We start from the raw sequence: 15,976 nt of genomic DNA, 5'->3' as shown, positions 1-15,976 counted from the left end.
CGTCTTGCCGTGGTCCACGTGACCGATCGTGCCCACGTTGACGTGCGGCTTGGTGCGCTCGAATTTACCCTTTGCCATGACTCTAACCTCTGAAAAAAGGACCGCAATTATACCGAAAGATGAGCCTGTCAGGCCCGGTTTGTGACCCGCCCCGCGACGGAATCCGGCGCCTCGGCGTAATGGTCGAATTCCATCGAAAAGGTAGCCCGCCCGCGGGACAGTGATCGCAGGGCGGTGGCGTACCCGAACATCTCCTCCAGCGGCACCCGCGCACCGATGGCCGTCCCGGAGGGAGTCTCCTCTGCGCCCCGGAGCAATCCGCGGCGGCGACTGAGATCGCCCATGACGTCGCCGACGAACTCGTCAGGCGTCACCACCTCGACCCGCATGACAGGCTCGAGCAATACCGGATCGGCGCGGCGAAAACCATCACGAAACGCCGCGGCCGCCGCCAAACGCAGAGCCAGGTCGGGCGACCCAGTCACATGGCACTCCGCGCCAAGCAGCCGAGCACGGACGTCAACGACCGGGAATCCCGCAAGCACACCGGCAGCCATCGCATCGCGCACCCCCTGCTCCACCGCCTGGACATACGGTGGCGGGATCGACGTTGCCGGCGCCGCCAGCTCGAAGCCGCAGCCCGCCCCGCGCGGCTGCGGAATCAGCTCCAGCACGACCTTTGCGAACTGCTCCTGGCCCGCAGACGGACCGGCGAACCGGCCCTCCTGGACTGCTGGCTGCCGGATCGCCTCTCGATAGGCGACCTGCGGCCTGCCGACATTCGCCTCGACCTGGAACTCGCGCCGCATCCGGTCCACCAGGATGTCCAGATGCAACTCGCCCATTCCGGCAATGACGGTCTGCCCCGACTCGGGGTCCACGTACACCCGGAAACTGGGATCCTCCGCCGCCAGGCGCTCCAGCGCCGCTGCCAGACGTGCACTGTCAAGCTCGGTGCGCGGTTCCACCGCCATCGCAATCACCGGCTCGGGGAAGCTCATCCGCTCGAGGGTAATGACGTGGACAGGGGAGCACAGCGTGTCGCCGGTAGCCACGTCGTCCAGCCCCACCGCAGCGGCGATGTCGCCGGCACGAACCTCACCGATCTCCTCATGCTCATTGGCGTGCATCTGCAGGATGCGGCCAATACATTCCCTGCGCTGCCGGAGCGGGTTATAGACCACCTCGCCGGTACGCAGCGTGCCGGAATAGACCCGGAAAAATGTGAGAGCGCCGAGTGGCGCATCGTTCATGATCTTGAAGGCCAGCGCAGCGAAAGGCTCGTCGTCCGACGCGCCGCGCGAAGTCTCCCGATCCAGCTCATCCGTCCCGACGACCGGAGGCCGGTCCGCTGGCGAGGGAAGGAACCTGAGCACTCCATCGAGCAGCGCCTGCACTCCGACGTTGCGGAAGGCCGCACCGCAGTAGACCGGAATCAGGCCGGAGCCGAGCGTCGCGGCACGCAAGGCGGAAAGCAGCGCCTCGTCACCGAGCTCACCCTCGTCGAGATAGCGCTCCATCAGCTCTTCAGACGTCTCGGCAGCCGCCTCGACCATGAACTCACGCGCACGCCTGGCGGCGTCGAGGAATTCCGGAGGAATGTCCTGGTACTCGAACGTCGTGCCCTGCGACCCCGCATCCCAGTAGATCGCCCGCATACGCAGAAGATCGATCACCCCGCGGAAACCGTCCCCGGCACCAATGGGCAGCTGCATCGGCACGGGGTTCGCCCCAAGCCGACTGCGCAGCTGGGCAACGACCTTCTCGAAGTCCGCTCCGGCCCGGTCCATCTTGTTGACGAACGCCAGGCGGGGAACGCCGTAGCGGTCAGCCTGGCGCCAGACCGTCTCCGACTGCGACTGCACGCCGCTTGCCGCACACAGCACGAAGATCGCCCCGTCGAGCACGCGCAGCGACCGCTCCACCTCGACGGTGAAGTCGACGTGGCCCGGGGTATCGATGATGTTCAGCCGGTGCTCGGGCAGTCCGCGATCCATGCCTCGCCAGAACGCCGTGGTGGCGGCGGCGGTAATGGTGATGCCGCGCTCCTGCTCCTGCTCCATCCAGTCCATCGTGGCGGTGCCCTCGTGGACCTCGCCCATTCTCCGGCTGACGCCGGTATAGAAAAGGATGCGCTCGGTAGTCGTGGTCTTCCCGGCATCGATGTGCGCCATGATGCCGATGTTGCGATAGCGCTCGATCGGGGTCGTGCGTGCCACGATGGAGGACCTCCGAATACGACAAGGCAGTGGACGAGCCATGCCCGCCCACTGCCCTGGGAACCACCGGATTACCAGCGGTAGTGCGAGAACGCCTTGTTGGCTTCCGCCATGCGATGCGTCTCTTCACGCTTCTTGATCGCGCCGCCACGGTTTTCCGAGGCTTCGAGCAGCTCGGCCGCCAGCTTGCGCGGCATCGAGGTCTCGCCGCGCTTGCGCGCTGCGTCGATCGCCCAGCGCATGGCCAGCGCCATGCGACGGCCCGGACGCACTTCGACCGGCACCTGGTAGGTGGCGCCGCCGACGCGACGGGACTTCACCTCGACCGCCGGGGCGATATTGTTCAGGGCCTTCTCGACCAGAGCCACCGGCTCCGGATTCTTCTCGCCGAGCTGATCGAGCGCGCCGTAGACGATGCTCTCGGCCACGGACTTCTTGCCGCTCTTCATCACCATGTTGATGAAACGGGCGATCAGCTGGCTTCCGTGCTTGGGATCCGGCAGGACCAGACGGGCGGGGTGGGAACCTTTACGCGACATGTTGGGTGTCCTTGATGCTTACTTCTTCGGGCGCTTGGCGCCGTACTTGGAGCGGGCCTGCTTGCGCTTGGTGACGCCAGCGCAGTCCAGACTGCCGCGCACGGTGTGGTAACGCACACCCGGCAGATCCTTGACGCGGCCACCGCGGATGAGCACCACCGAGTGCTCCTGCAGGTTGTGACCTTCGCCACCGATGTAGCTGATGACCTCGTAACCGTTGGTCAGGCGCACCTTGGCGACCTTGCGCAGGGCCGAGTTCGGCTTCTTCGGGGTGGTGGTGTAGACGCGGGTGCAGACACCACGACGCTGCGGGCTGCTCTGCAGGGCCGGCGAAGCGCTCTTGTAGCTCTTCGGGCTGCGGGACTTGCGCACCAACTGATTGACTGTCGTCATGCGGAACTATTCCTGGGAAACATAAAGGCAGACCGATGCATTCGGCCTGCCGAGAAGCGGAAATTTAACACGGGCCCTCTTGCTCGAGCAATCAGGCCCATCGCATCCATGACCCGAACACGAGGCGCCTCCGTGCGCCTCATTTCGTATGTCAGCGAGTGTTGCCCGCGAAGGGCTTACTCGACCCCACCGTCGCTTACCGGCGCTTCCGCGAAGGAATGCGAGGAACCGGACAGGGTCTCCAGCTCCGCATCGGTAAGACCGCTCTGGCGACGACGCTGCGCGTGGTACGCCAGACCCGTACCTGCCGGGATCAGACGGCCGACAATAACATTTTCCTTCAGGCCACGCAAGGTGTCGCGCGTACCACGAACCGCCGCCTCGGTAAGCACGCGGGTGGTTTCCTGGAACGAAGCTGCCGAGATGAACGACTCGGTCGCCAGCGACGCCTTGGTGATGCCGAGCAGCACCGACTGGTATTCGGCCGGACGCTCGCTGCGGGCGGTCGCGCGGTCGTTCTCCTCGTTGATCCGCACGCGCTCCACCTGTTCGCCGCGCAGGTAGTGGCTCTCGCCCGGCTCGGTGATCTCGACCTTGCGCAGCATCTGGCGAATGATCGCCTCGATGTGCTTGTCGTTGATCTTCACGCCCTGCAGGCGATAGACGTCCTGGATCTCCTTGACCAGGTAGGCCGCCAGCGGCTCGACACCCAGCAGGCGCAGGATGTCGTGCGGATTCGGCTCGCCGTCGACGATCGTCTCGCCCTTCTCCACGTGCTCGCCTTCGAACACGATGACCTGACGCCACTTCGGAATCAGCTCCTCGTGCTCGTTGCCGTCGACATCCTTGATGATCAGGCGCTGCTTGCCCTTGGTGTCCTTGCCGAAGCTGACCACGCCGGAGCGCTCGGCCAGGATCGCCGGCTCCTTCGGCTTGCGCGCCTCGAACAGGTCCGCCACGCGGGGCAGACCACCGGTGATGTCGCGGGTCTTGGAGGTTTCCTGCGGGATACGGGCCACCACGTCGCCGACGCCCACTTCGGCACCGTTCTGGATCGACACGATCGCGCCGGCCGGCAGGAAGTACTGCGCCGGCACGTCGGTACCCGGCAGCTTGAGCTCGCGGCCCTTGCTGTCTTCCAGGCGCACGATCGGGCGCAGATCCTTCGCCTGCGTACCGCGACGCTTCGGATCGGTCACCACCGCCGACTCCAGGCCGGTCAGCTCGTCGGTCTGGCTCTGTACGGTGACGCCATCGAGGAAGTCGATGAAGCGCACCACACCGGCCACTTCCGAGACGATCGGATGGGTGTGCGGATCCCAGTTGGCCACGGTCTGGCCGGCCTTCACCGGATCGCCGTCCTTGACCGAGATGGTGGCGCCGTAAGGCACCTTGTAGCGCTCGCGCTCGCGGCCATTGGCGTCGATCACCGACACTTCGCCCGAACGCGACACCGCCACCAGGTGGCCCTGGCTGTGCTGCACGGTCTTGAGGTTGTTGAACTTCAGCGTACCGGTGGTCTTCACCGACACGTTGTCCACGGCGGCGGCACGCGAGGCGGCACCACCGATGTGGAACGTACGCATGGTCAGCTGCGTGCCGGGCTCGCCGATCGACTGCGCGGCAACGACACCCACGGCCTCACCCATGTTGACCAGATGGCCACGGGCCAGGTCGCGGCCGTAGCACAGGGCGCACACGCCATGGCTGGCTTCGCAGGTGATCGGCGAACGCACCTTGATCGACTGCACGCCAGCCTTGTCGAGCTTCTCGACCAGCGCCTCGTCCAGCAGCGTGTTGCGGGTGACGATCGGCTCGTCGTCGTCGCCGGGGGCGTAGACGTCCTCGACCACCACGCGACCAAGCACGCGCTCGCGCAGCGGCTCGACCACGTCGCCGCCTTCCACGATCGGCTGCATGGTCAGGCCGTCCTCGGTGCCGCAGTCGTTCGAGGTGATCACCACGTCCTGCGCCACGTCCACCAGGCGGCGGGTCAGGTAACCCGAGTTCGCCGTCTTCAGCGCCGTATCCGCCAGGCCCTTGCGGGCGCCGTGGGTGGAGTTGAAGTACTGCAGGACGTTCAGGCCTTCGCGGAAGTTCGCCTTGATCGGGGTCTCGATGATCGAGCCGTCCGGACGGGCCATCAGGCCGCGCATGCCGGCCAGCTGGCGGATCTGCGCCACCGAGCCTCGCGCACCGGAGTCAGCCATGATGTAGAGCGAGTTCATCGACTTCTGGTTGATCGTCTTGCCCTCGGCATCGGTCACCTTCTCGGTACCGATACCGTCGATCATCGCCTTGGCGACCAGCTCGTTGGTGCGCGACCAGATGTCGACCACCTTGTTGTAGCGCTCGCCGGCGGTCACCAGGCCGGACTGGTACTGCTCCTGGATCTCGACCACTTCCTTCTCGGCCTCTTCCAGGATCGGCTTCTTCTCGGCCGGGATGATCATGTCATCAATGCCGATGGAGATGCCCGCGCGGGTGGCGAAGCGGAAGCCGGTGTACATCAGCTTGTCCGCGAAGATCACCGTTTCCTTCAGGCCCAGCAGGCGGTAGCTGGAGTTGATCAGGCGCGAGATGGCCTTCTTGGTCAGCTCGGTGTTGGCCAGCGAGAACGGCAGGCCCTCCGGCAGGATCTCGGCCAGCAGCGAGCGACCCACGGTGGTCTCCACCAGGCCGTGCTCGACCGACTTGTTGCCCTGCTCGTCGATGCGCACCTGCTTCATGCGCACCTTGACCTTGGCATGCAGTTCCACGGCGCGGTTGTCATAGGCACGGCGGACTTCGCCAATGCCGGAGAACACCATGCCGGTACCCTTCGCGTTCACCAGCTCGCGGGTCATGTAGTACAGGCCCAGCACCACGTCCTGGGTCGGCACGATGATCGGCTCACCGTTCGCCGGCGACAGGATGTTGTTCGAGGACATCATCAGGGCGCGCGCTTCCAGCTGCGCCTCGATCGACAGCGGCACGTGCACCGCCATCTGGTCGCCGTCGAAGTCCGCGTTGAACGCGGTACAGACCAGCGGGTGCAGCTGGATCGCCTTGCCTTCGATCAGCACCGGCTCGAACGCCTGGATGCCCAGACGATGCAGGGTCGGCGCGCGGTTCAGCAGTACTGGATGCTCGCGGATCACCTCTTCGAGGATGTCCCACACCTGCGATTCTTCACGCTCGACCAGCTTCTTGGCGGCCTTGATGGTGGTGGCTTCGCCGCGGGCCTGCAGCTTGGCGAAGATGAACGGCTTGAACAGCTCCAGCGCCATCTTCTTCGGCAGACCGCACTGGTGCAGGCGCAGGGTCGGACCGACCACGATCACCGAACGGCCGGAGTAGTCCACGCGCTTGCCGAGCAGGTTCTGGCGGAACCGGCCCTGCTTGCCCTTGATCATGTCGGCCAGCGACTTCAGCGCGCGCTTGTTGGTGCCGGTGATGGCACGGCCGCGGCGGCCGTTGTCCAGCAGCGCATCGACCGACTCCTGCAGCATGCGCTTCTCGTTGCGCACGATGATGTCCGGCGCGTTGAGCTCGAGCAGGCGCTTGAGGCGGTTGTTGCGGTTGATGACGCGGCGGTACAGGTCGTTCAGGTCCGAGGTGGCGAAACGGCCACCGTCCAGCGGCACCAGCGGACGCAGGTCCGGCGGCAACACCGGCAGCACGGTCAGCACCATCCACTCCGGCTTGTTGCCGGACTCGAGGAACGCCTCGATCAGCTTGACGCGCTTGGTGAGGCGCTTGAGCTTGGTCTCGGAGTTGGTCGAGGCAATCTCTTCCTTCAGGCGGATGACTTCACCCGGCAGGTCCAGCGACTTCAGCAGCTCGTAGACGGCCTCGGCGCCCATGCGGGCGTCGAACTCGTCACCGTGCTCTTCCACGGCCTCCAGGTACTGGTCTTCGCTGAGCAGCTGACCGCGCTCGAGCGCGGTCATGCCCGGATCGATCACCACGAAGGCTTCGAAGTACAGGATGCGCTCGATGTCGCGCAGGGTCATGTCCAGCATCAGGCCGATGCGCGAGGGCAGCGACTTGAGGAACCAGATGTGCGCGGTCGGGCTGGCCAGCTCGATGTGGCCCATGCGCTCGCGGCGCACCTTGGCCAGGGTGACCTCGGTGCCGCACTTCTCGCAGACCACGCCACGATGCTTCATGCGCTTGTACTTGCCGCACAGGCACTCGTAGTCCTTCACCGGACCGAAGATCGCGGCGCAGAACAGGCCGTCACGCTCCGGCTTGAAGGTGCGGTAGTTGATCGTCTCGGGCTTCTTGACCTCGCCGAAGGACCACGAGCGGATCAGCTCCGGCGAAGCCAGCGCGATCTTGATCGCATCAAAATCAGGCGTCGCGCGCTGCTGATTGAACAGATTGAGCAAATCTTTCATTGCATAAGCTCCTGTAACCCGTCGGTTACTTGATCTCTTCCAGGTCGATGTCGATACCGAGCGAACGGATTTCCTTCACCAGCACGTTGAAGGATTCCGGCATGCCCGCCGTCATCTCGTGGTTGCCGTCGACGATGTTCTTGTACATCTGGTTGCGGCCCTGCACGTCGTCGGACTTCACCGTCAGCATTTCCTGCAGGGTGTAGGCCGCGCCGTAGGCTTCCAGCGCCCAGACTTCCATCTCACCGAAGCGCTGGCCGCCGAACTGCGCCTTGCCGCCCAGCGGCTGCTGGGTGACGAGCGAGTACGGACCGGTCGAGCGCGCGTGCATCTTGTCGTCGACGAGGTGGTTGAGCTTCAGGTAGTGCATGTAGCCGACGGTGACCGGGCGATCGAACGCCTCGCCGGTGCGGCCATCGAACAGCGTGGTCTGGCCCGACTCGGGCAGATCCGCCAGCTTCAGCATCGCCTTGATCTCGGATTCCTCGGCACCGTCGAACACCGGCGTGGCCATCGGCACGCCTTCCTGCAGATTGTTCGCCAGGGTCAGGATCTCCTGGTCGGTCAGCGACTTGAGGTCGACGTGCTGCACGGCACCGGAGACGTGGTGGTTGTAGATCTGGTCGAGGAACTCGCGGATCTTCGTCACCTTCTCCTGGGCCTCGATCATCTTCTGGATCTTCTTGCCCAGGCCCTTGGCGGCCCAGCCCAGATGCACTTCCAGAATCTGGCCGATGTTCATGCGCGAAGGCACGCCCAGCGGGTTCAGGCAGATGTCGACCGAGGTACCGTCCGCCATGTGCGGCATGTCTTCCACCGGCACCACGTTGGACACCACGCCCTTGTTGCCGTGACGGCCGGCCATCTTGTCGCCCGGCTGGATGCGGCGCTTCACGGCCAGGAACACCTTGACCATCTTCAGCACGCCCGGCGCGAGGTCGTCGCCCTGGGTGATCTTGCCCTGCTTCTCCTTGAAGCGCTTGTCGAACTCCTCCTTGTGGCGCTTGACCTGGTCGGCCGCGCGCTCGAGGAACTCGGTGACGTCCTCGTCCTTGACATTGATCTTGAACCAGTCGTCCTTCTTCAGACCGTCCAGGTAGGCGTCGGTGATCTCCGCGCCGCGCTTGAGGCCGCCCGGACCGCTCATCGCGGACTTGCCGACCAGCTGCATGCGCATGCGGTTGTAGATCGCGCCCTCGAGGATGCGGAACTGATCGTCCATGTCCTTGCGGATGCGCTTGATCTCGGTTTCCTCGATCTGCTTGGCGCGCTTGTCCTTCTCGATGCCGTCGCGGGTGAACACCTGCACGTCGATGACGGTGCCGTCCATGCCCGGCGGCACGCGCAGCGAGCTGTCCTTCACGTCGGACGCCTTCTCGCCGAAGATCGCCCGCAGCAGCTTCTCTTCCGGAGTCAGCTGGCTCTCGCCCTTCGGCGTGACCTTGCCGACCAGGATGTCGCCCGCCTTCACCTCGGCGCCGATATACACGATGCCGGACTCGTCCAGACGCGCCAGCGCCTGCTCGCCCACGTTCGGGATGTCGGCGGTGATTTCCTCGGCGCCCAGCTTGGTGTCGCGCGCGATGCAGGACAGCTCCTCGATGTGGATCGAGGTGTAGCGGTCCTCCTGCACGACGCGCTCGGAGAGCAGGATCGAGTCCTCGAAGTTGTAGCCGTTCCACGGCATGAAGGCGATCAGCATGTTCTGGCCGAGCGCGAGCTCGCCCAGGTCGGTCGACGAACCGTCGGCCAGCGTGTCGCCCTTCGCCACCACGTCACCGACGTTCACCAGCGGACGCTGGTTGAGGTTGGTGTTCTGGTTGGAGCGGGTGTACTTGGTCAGCGTGTAGATATCGACGCCGGCATCGTTGTCGCCGACCTCTTCCTCGTTCACGCGCACCACGATACGGGCCGCGTCGACCTGATCGATCACGCCGCCGCGCTTGGCGGTAACGATGACGCCCGAGTCACGCGCCACGGCGCGCTCGATGCCGGTACCGACCAGCGGGGTCTGCGAGCGCAGCGTCGGCACGGCCTGGCGCTGCATGTTCGCGCCCATCAGCGCGCGGTTCGCGTCGTCGTGCTCGAGGAACGGCACCAGCGCCGCCGCGACCGACACGGTCTGCATCGGCGAGACGTCCATGTAGTCGACTTCCTTCGCCGGGCGCAGCTCGGACTCGCCGCGGAAGCGGCAGGACACGAAGTCCTCGATGAAGGCGCCGTGCTTGTCCAGCGGCGAGTTCGCCTGGGCGATCACGTGGTCGCCCTCCTCGATCGCGGACAGGTAGTCGACCTTGTCGGTCACCTTGCCGTTCTCGACCTTGCGGTACGGGGTCTCGAGGAAGCCGTAGGAATTGGTGCGGGCGTACACGGCCAGCGAGTTGATCAGGCCGATGTTCGGGCCTTCCGGGGTCTCGATGGTGCAGACGCGACCGTAATGGGTCGGGTGCACGTCGCGCACCTCGAAGCCGGCACGCTCACGGGTCAGGCCGCCCGGCCCGAGCGCCGAGACGCGACGCTTGTGGGTGACTTCCGACAGCGGGTTGTTCTGGTCCATGAACTGCGACAGCTGCGAGGAGCCGAAGAACTCCTTCACCGCCGCGGCCACCGGCTTGGCGTTGATCAGGTCCTGCGGGGTCAGTCCGTCGGACTCGGCCAGCGACAGGCGCTCACGCACCGCACGCTCGACGCGCACCAGGCCGATGCGGAAGGTGTTCTCGGCCATCTCGCCGACCGAGCGCACGCGGCGGTTGCCCAGGTGGTCGATGTCGTCGACGGTGCCGTGGCCGTTCTTGATGTCGATCAGCACCTTGAGCACGTCGAGGATGTCCGACGTCTCGCCCTGCGCGGCCACCAGCTCCTGGGCGCTCTCTTCCTTGCGCTCGGAGAAGTACTTGTGGTCGTAGAGCACGCCCGGGCCCAGGATGTCCTGGCGACCGACGCGGCGGTTGAACTTCATGCGGCCGACCGCCGACAGGTCATAGCGGTCGAAGGTGAAGAACAGGTTGTAGAACAGGTTCTGCGCGGCATCCTTGGTCGGCGGCTCGCCCGGACGCATCATGCGGTAGATCTCCACCAGCGCCTCGAGCGGCGTCTTGGTGTTGTCGATGCGCAGGGTGTGCGAGATGTAGGCACCGCGATCGAGGTCGTTCACGTACAGCGTCGGCAGCGTCTCGATGCCAGCCTTGCGGAACGCCTCCAGATGCTCGGCCGTGATCTCGTCGTTGGCCGCAGCCAGCAGCTCGCCGGTCTTGGCGTCGACGACATCGATCGCCAGGATGCGGCCGACCGGGTAGTCGTCGGGCACTTCCAGCGCGGTGATGTTCTCGGCCGCCAGCTGGCGCACGTGGCGCGCGGTGATGCGCTTGCCGGCTTCCACCAGCACCTTGTCGCCGATCATCAGGTCGAACGTGAGGGTCTCACCGCGCAGGCGCTCGGCGACCAGCTCCAGCGTGGTGCCACCCTTCTTGCCCAGGTGGAACACGTTGTGCTCGAAGAAGATCTGCAGCATCTCCTCGTTGGTGTAACCCAGCGCGCGCAGCAGCACGGTCACCGGCAACTTGCGGCGACGGTCGATGCGGGTGAACAGCGCGTCCTTCGGGTCGAACTCGAAGTCCAGCCAGGAACCGCGGTAGGGGATCACGCGGGCCGAGAACAGCAGCTTGCCCGAGCTGTGCGTCTTGCCGCGGTCGTGGTCGAAGAACACGCCCGGAGAACGGTGCAGCTGCGAGACGATGACGCGCTCGGTGCCGTTGATGATGAAGGTGCCGGTGTCGGTCATGAGCGGGATCTCGCCCATGTAGACCTCCTGCTCCTTGACGTACTTGACCGCCTTCTTCGAGGCCGGGCTGTCCTTGTCGTAGATGACCAGGCGAACGGTCACGCGCAGCGGCGCACCGAAGGTCATGCCGCGGTTGCGGCACTCACGCTCGTCGAACGCCGGCTCGCCGAGACGGTAGTCGACGTACTCGAGCGCGGCATTGCCGGAGTAGCTGGAGATCGGGAAAACCGACTTCAGGGCCGCGTGCAGACCCTTTTCGTCGCGCTGCTTCGGGGCGACATGCTCCTGCAGGAATTCGCGATAGGAGTCGGTCTGGATGGTCAGCAGGTTGGGCACGCCCAGCACGGGCGGACGCTTGCCGAAATCCTTGCGGATGCGCTTCTTCTCGGTAAACGAGTAGGTCATGGTCGGTGACGCCTCGGTTCGCAGTGACGCCGGTGGTGCACACACCGGCTAATTTTGGAAAGCGGTGATGCTCCGGACGGCCAGGCAGGCCCGACGGGACATCAAAAAGACAGGAATCAGTAGCCGGTGCCCGGCCGCTCAGTACTGCCTTTTCGGGTGACGCGGTGAAACGGGGTGGCAACGAGGCCAGCCCTTGCAACAGGCAAAGCCCGGGGGCTTACGCCCCCAGGCTTGCGTGACGCTAGATCAAACTGATGGCGCGCAAGAGCGCCAATTACTTCAGTTCGACCTTGGCGCCGGCGGCTTCCAGGTCCTTCTTGAACTTCTCGGCGTCTTCCTTCGAGACGGCTTCCTTCAGGACGCCACCGGCCTCGGTGAGGTCCTTGGCTTCCTTCAGGCCCAGGCCGGTGATGGCGCGGACGGCCTTGATGACGTCGACCTTCTTGTCGCCGGCGCTCACCAGGACGACGTCGAACTCGGTCTTCTCTTCGGCAGCCGGAGCGCCGGCGGCCGGGCCAGCGGCCATCATCACCGGAGCGGCGGCGGACACGCCGAACTTCTCTTCGATGGCCTTCACCAGCTCCATCACTTCCATCAGCGACTTGGCGGCGACGGCGTCAACGATCTGTTCGTTGGTCAGGGACATTGTGTTTTACCTCTGGAAATTGAATCGAATGGGATAGACGACGAACTCAGGCTTCCGCCGGGGCCTCTTCCGCGACGGCTTCGCCACCGCCCTGCTTGTCGGCCACGGCCTTGACGGCGCGGGCGAACATCGCAGCGGGCTCGGCGAGCACGCGGGCCAGCATGGCCAGCGCTTCTTCGCGGGTCGGCAGCGAGGCCAGCACGTCCACGTGGGCGGCCGGCAGCAGCTTGCCCTCCACGGAAACGACCTTGGCCTTCAGCTTGTCGTTGGTCTTGGCGAATTCCTTGATCAGGCGACCGGCAGCGCCGGGCTCCTCGAGCGAGAACGCGTACAGCAGCGGACCGGTCAGGGCGTCCTTGACGACCTCGAACTCGGTACCGACCACGGCGCGCGATGCCAGCGTGTTCTTGACAACCTTCAGGAACACGCTCGACTCGCGAGCCTTCTTGCGCATCGCGGTCATCTGTTCGACCGTGGTGCCCGCGTACTCGACGGCGACCAAGGAGTGAGCCTTCGCGGCCACTTCGGCCAGTTCGGCGACTACTTCTTGCTTCTGAGAGAGATTCAGAGCCATATCACTCCTCCACTATGAAATCCGCTCGCGACTCCTGCCGCTTGCGGTCCTGGGCGACGCCTTCCATGACGTCGGGGATCCTTGGGAGATCCCGGGTGGTGGCCTTTCCAGAAAAACGATTCCAGAAGGGGCAACACCATCTGCGCAGGCCAGGGTCCGCAACCGGATCCCGATTAAGCGTTCCCGCTTTCGATGACGGCGACTCCCTGCCAGCACGAGCTCCCTGCCCGTCGTCATCGCGCGCGGAGCGCGCCTGCGGTCTTTGACGGCGACCCCGGCGAACGTGCCGCCGGGGCTACCTTCAAAAACTGCCTGCCTGGCCCGAAGACCGGCAGGACTTGAATTGCTTACTTCGCCGCAACCGTCAGCGACGAGGTATCGACCGGCACGCCCACACCCATCGTGCTCGACAGCGCGACCTTCTGCAGATACTGACCCTTGGCCGTCGCCGGCTTGGCCTTCAGCAGGTCGGAGATCAGCATGTTGAGGTTGTCCGCGAGCTGGGACGCCTCGAAGCTGGCCTTGCCGATGGTGGCGTGGATGATGCCCGCCTTGTCGTTGCGGAACTTGACCTGACCGGCCTTGGCGTTCTTCACCGCGGTGACCACGTCAGCAGTGACCGAGCCGTCCTTCGGGTTCGGCATCAGGCCACGCGGGCCGAGCAGCTGACCCAGCTTGCCCACCACGCGCATCGCGTCAGGGGTAGCGATCACGCGACCGAAGTCGAGATCGCCGGCCTGCATGCGCTCGGCCAGGTCGTCCATGCCGACGGCGTCGGCACCGGCGGCCTTGGCGGCCTCGGCCTTCTCACCCGCCGGGCAGAACACGGCGACCTTGACGGTCTTGCCGGTGCCATGCGGCAGCAGCGAGGAGCCGCGCACACCCTGGTCGGACTTCTTCGCGTCGATGCCGAGGCGCACGGCCACGTCGACCGACTCGGCAAACTTCGCCTTGGCGTTGTCCTTGATGATCTTCAGCGCCTCTTCCAGGCCATAGACCTTGCCCGGCTGCACTGCGGCCTGGGCCGCCTTCATACGCTTCGTCAGCTTTGCCATGTCTTAGCCCTCCACCACCAGACCCATCGAACGAGCACTGCCGGCGATGGTACGCACGGCCGCATCCAGATCAGCCGCCGTCAGGTCGGGCTGTTTCTGCTTTGCGATCTCTTCGAGCTGGGCACGGGTCACCTTGCCGACCTTGTCGGTGTTCGGCTTGGACGAACCCTTCGCGGTATTGGTGAGCTTCTTCAGCCAGTAGGTGGCCGGAGAGGTCTTCATCGTGAAGGTGAAGCTGCGATCCGAATAGGCGGTGATCACCACCGGAATCGGGGCACCGGGCTCCATTTTCTGCGTGGCGGCATTGAACGCCTTGCAGAATTCCATGATGTTCAGGCCGCGCTGACCGAGGGCCGGACCGACCGGCGGCGACGGGTTGGCCTGACCGGCCTTGACCTGAAGCTTGATATAGCCGACAACTTTCTTTGCCATGGGATTTTCCTTGCGAGTGCAGGCGCCTTGCGGCTCCTCGCTTCATGTCCTTCCCGGACGATGGAACGCCCGCCCTCCGGCGGACATCTGAAAACGCGAACACGCAGAGACTGAAAAGCCTCAGCGTGAACCGCGTAGTTTAGAGATTGATCAGCTTTTAAGCAAGCGGCGCGCCAGAACCGCGCCGACGCAGACCACAACCGTGGAGAGCCGGGGCCGGATCAGGCCTTCTCGACCTGGCCAAACTCCAGCTCGACCGGGGTCGATCGACCGAAGATGAGCACGGCCACACGCAGGCGGCTCTTCTCGTAATTGACCTCTTCGACCACGCCATTGAAGTCGTTGAACGGGCCATCGGTCACGCGAACCATCTCGCCCGGCTCGAACAGCACCTTGGGCTTGGGCTTCTCCACGCCCTCGCGGACGCGACTGAGAATGGCATCGGCCTCGCTGTCACGGATCGGCAACGGCCGGTCGGCGGTACCGCCGATGAAGCCCATCACCTTGGGCGTCTCCTTGACCAGGTGCCAGCACTCGTCGTCGATGCGCGGCCCCTTGCCCTCGGTATCGGTTTCGATCTGCACCAGCACATAACCGGGGAAGAACTTGCGCTCGCTGCGGCGCTTCTGGCCGGCGCGCATTTCGATCACTTCCTCGGTCGGCACCAGCACTTCGCCGAACTTCTCTTCCATGCCGGCGCGCTTGATCCGCTCATCGAGCGAACGCTTGACCTGGTTCTCGAAGCCCGAGTAGGCGTGCACCACATACCAACGCTTGCTCATGCTCACTTACCTCACGAACCCAGCTTGAGCAGCCAGTCGAGCACGACCGACTTCAGGATCAGATCGATCAACCCCAGCAACAGGGACAGAACGATCACCACCACGATGATGACAGCCGTGGTCTTGATGGTCTCGTCCCGGTTGGGCCAGACCACCTTGCGCAACTCGAACTGCGACTCGGCGATGAACCCCTTGAGACGACGGCCCGGTTCGGTAAAGGCCGCAATCGCGAGCGAGGCGACGATGGAGGCAAGTACGCCAATCAGCAGCACCGACTGCGGCACCTTGCCCGCGCCGTCGTACCAGGAGTACGCGCCGATGCCGGCCACGAGCACCAGCCCGGCCAGCACAAGCTTGCCAATATCTCCGACGCCAATGCCTCGGGATTGTTCTGCCTTGGTGTTCATGCGCACTGGACGGATGCAGCGGCGACCGCCTTGGCGACCGATCCGCGCTACCCGCCATCGCTCCTTGCAAGAGTGGCACGCCAGGAGGGACTCGAACCCCCAACCTGCGGTTTTGGAGACCGCTGCTCTGCCAATTGAGCTACTGGCGTACTGAAGTTCAGAAACAAGCAAAGTCGCACGCTTGACCAACCGACGGGGACGCCTCGGCGTCAGGGAGGGCGAGGAACGGAACCCGTCCTCGCCTCCTTCCCGGCAGCCAGCCCTACGGGCGACTTGCCACTTTACCGCTTACTTGATGATCTTGGCCACCACGCCGGCGCCGACGGTACGGCCGCCTTCGCGGATCGCGAAGCGCAGACCC

The 15,976-nt window shown here is 64.8% G+C and carries 11 protein-coding genes, 1 tRNA gene and 1 pseudogene; all 13 read right to left on the bottom strand.

Going from position 1 to position 15,976, the window contains the following annotated elements; all coding sequences use genetic code 11:
• Positions 1–128: 128 nt before the first annotated feature.
• Positions 129–2,219 carry an elongation factor G gene (gene fusA / locus C693_RS0115940; RefSeq protein ID WP_017463277.1) on the bottom strand — a complete coding sequence of 697 codons (2,091 nt, stop codon included), beginning with the start codon at positions 2,217–2,219 and terminating at the stop codon, positions 129–131.
• A gap of 71 nt (positions 2,220–2,290) precedes the next feature.
• Positions 2,291–2,758: a 30S ribosomal protein S7 gene (gene rpsG / locus C693_RS0115935; RefSeq protein ID WP_017463276.1), complete on the bottom strand. Its 468-nt coding sequence runs from the start codon at positions 2,756–2,758 to the stop codon at positions 2,291–2,293.
• A gap of 18 nt (positions 2,759–2,776) precedes the next feature.
• On the bottom strand, positions 2,777–3,151 hold the full coding sequence (gene rpsL, locus C693_RS0115930) for a 30S ribosomal protein S12 (RefSeq protein ID WP_017463275.1): 375 nt from the start codon (positions 3,149–3,151) through the stop codon (positions 2,777–2,779).
• Between the two features lie 176 nt (positions 3,152–3,327).
• Entirely contained in the window at positions 3,328–7,533 is a 4,206-nt protein-coding gene (gene rpoC / locus C693_RS0115925) for a DNA-directed RNA polymerase subunit beta' (RefSeq protein ID WP_017463274.1), read from the bottom strand.
• 25 nt (positions 7,534–7,558) lie between these two features.
• Positions 7,559–11,719, bottom strand: coding sequence for a DNA-directed RNA polymerase subunit beta (rpoB, locus tag C693_RS0115920; RefSeq protein ID WP_017463273.1), 4,161 nt, complete (start codon positions 11,717–11,719; stop codon positions 7,559–7,561).
• A 274-nt stretch (positions 11,720–11,993) separates the two neighbouring features.
• Entirely contained in the window at positions 11,994–12,365 is a 372-nt protein-coding gene (rplL, locus tag C693_RS0115915) for a 50S ribosomal protein L7/L12 (protein WP_017463272.1), read from the bottom strand.
• 46 nt (positions 12,366–12,411) lie between these two features.
• Entirely contained in the window at positions 12,412–12,939 is a 528-nt protein-coding gene (gene rplJ / locus C693_RS0115910; RefSeq protein ID WP_017463271.1) for a 50S ribosomal protein L10, read from the bottom strand.
• Positions 12,940–13,286: 347 nt separating this feature from the next.
• Positions 13,287–13,994: a 50S ribosomal protein L1 gene (rplA, locus tag C693_RS0115905; protein ID WP_017463270.1), complete on the bottom strand. Its 708-nt coding sequence runs from the start codon at positions 13,992–13,994 to the stop codon at positions 13,287–13,289.
• Between the two features lie 3 nt (positions 13,995–13,997).
• Positions 13,998–14,426, bottom strand: a complete 429-nt coding sequence (rplK, locus tag C693_RS0115900; protein ID WP_017463269.1) for a 50S ribosomal protein L11 — start codon at positions 14,424–14,426, stop codon at positions 13,998–14,000.
• A gap of 221 nt (positions 14,427–14,647) precedes the next feature.
• Positions 14,648–15,208 carry a transcription termination/antitermination protein NusG gene (nusG, locus tag C693_RS0115895; protein ID WP_017463268.1) on the bottom strand — a complete coding sequence of 187 codons (561 nt, stop codon included), beginning with the start codon at positions 15,206–15,208 and terminating at the stop codon, positions 14,648–14,650.
• A gap of 11 nt (positions 15,209–15,219) precedes the next feature.
• On the bottom strand, positions 15,220–15,615 hold the full coding sequence (secE, locus tag C693_RS0115890) for a preprotein translocase subunit SecE (RefSeq protein ID WP_026107472.1): 396 nt from the start codon (positions 15,613–15,615) through the stop codon (positions 15,220–15,222).
• 73 nt (positions 15,616–15,688) lie between these two features.
• Positions 15,689–15,764: transfer RNA gene (locus C693_RS0115885), tRNA-Trp, on the bottom strand.
• 139 nt (positions 15,765–15,903) lie between these two features.
• Positions 15,904–15,976 (bottom strand): annotated as a pseudogene (locus C693_RS23130) (hypothetical protein); the annotation flags it as partial.

The sequence above is a fragment of the Dyella ginsengisoli LA-4 genome (assembly GCF_000334915.1).
Lineage (GTDB): Bacteria > Pseudomonadota > Gammaproteobacteria > Xanthomonadales > Rhodanobacteraceae > Dyella_A > Dyella_A ginsengisoli_A.
Note: the sequence above shows the minus strand (reverse complement) of the source record. Positions and strands in the feature narration are given on the sequence as shown.

Excerpts from the sequence above, each read along its gene's own strand:
- rpsG (WP_017463276.1), bottom strand. The coding sequence starts at position 2,758 with ATGTCGCGTAAAGGTTCCCACCCCGCCCGTCTGGTCCTGCCGGATCCC.
- rpsL (WP_017463275.1), bottom strand. The coding sequence starts at position 3,151 with ATGACGACAGTCAATCAGTTGGTGCGCAAGTCCCGCAGCCCGAAGAGC.
- rpoC (WP_017463274.1), bottom strand. The coding sequence starts at position 7,533 with ATGAAAGATTTGCTCAATCTGTTCAATCAGCAGCGCGCGACGCCTGAT.
- rpoB (WP_017463273.1), bottom strand. The coding sequence starts at position 11,719 with ATGACCTACTCGTTTACCGAGAAGAAGCGCATCCGCAAGGATTTCGGC.
- rplL (WP_017463272.1), bottom strand. The coding sequence starts at position 12,365 with ATGTCCCTGACCAACGAACAGATCGTTGACGCCGTCGCCGCCAAGTCG.
- rplJ (WP_017463271.1), bottom strand. The coding sequence starts at position 12,939 with ATGGCTCTGAATCTCTCTCAGAAGCAAGAAGTAGTCGCCGAACTGGCC.
- rplA (WP_017463270.1), bottom strand. The coding sequence starts at position 13,994 with ATGGCAAAGCTGACGAAGCGTATGAAGGCGGCCCAGGCCGCAGTGCAG.
- rplK (WP_017463269.1), bottom strand. The coding sequence starts at position 14,426 with ATGGCAAAGAAAGTTGTCGGCTATATCAAGCTTCAGGTCAAGGCCGGT.
- nusG (WP_017463268.1), bottom strand. The coding sequence starts at position 15,208 with ATGAGCAAGCGTTGGTATGTGGTGCACGCCTACTCGGGCTTCGAGAAC.
- secE (WP_026107472.1), bottom strand. The coding sequence starts at position 15,615 with ATGAACACCAAGGCAGAACAATCCCGAGGCATTGGCGTCGGAGATATT.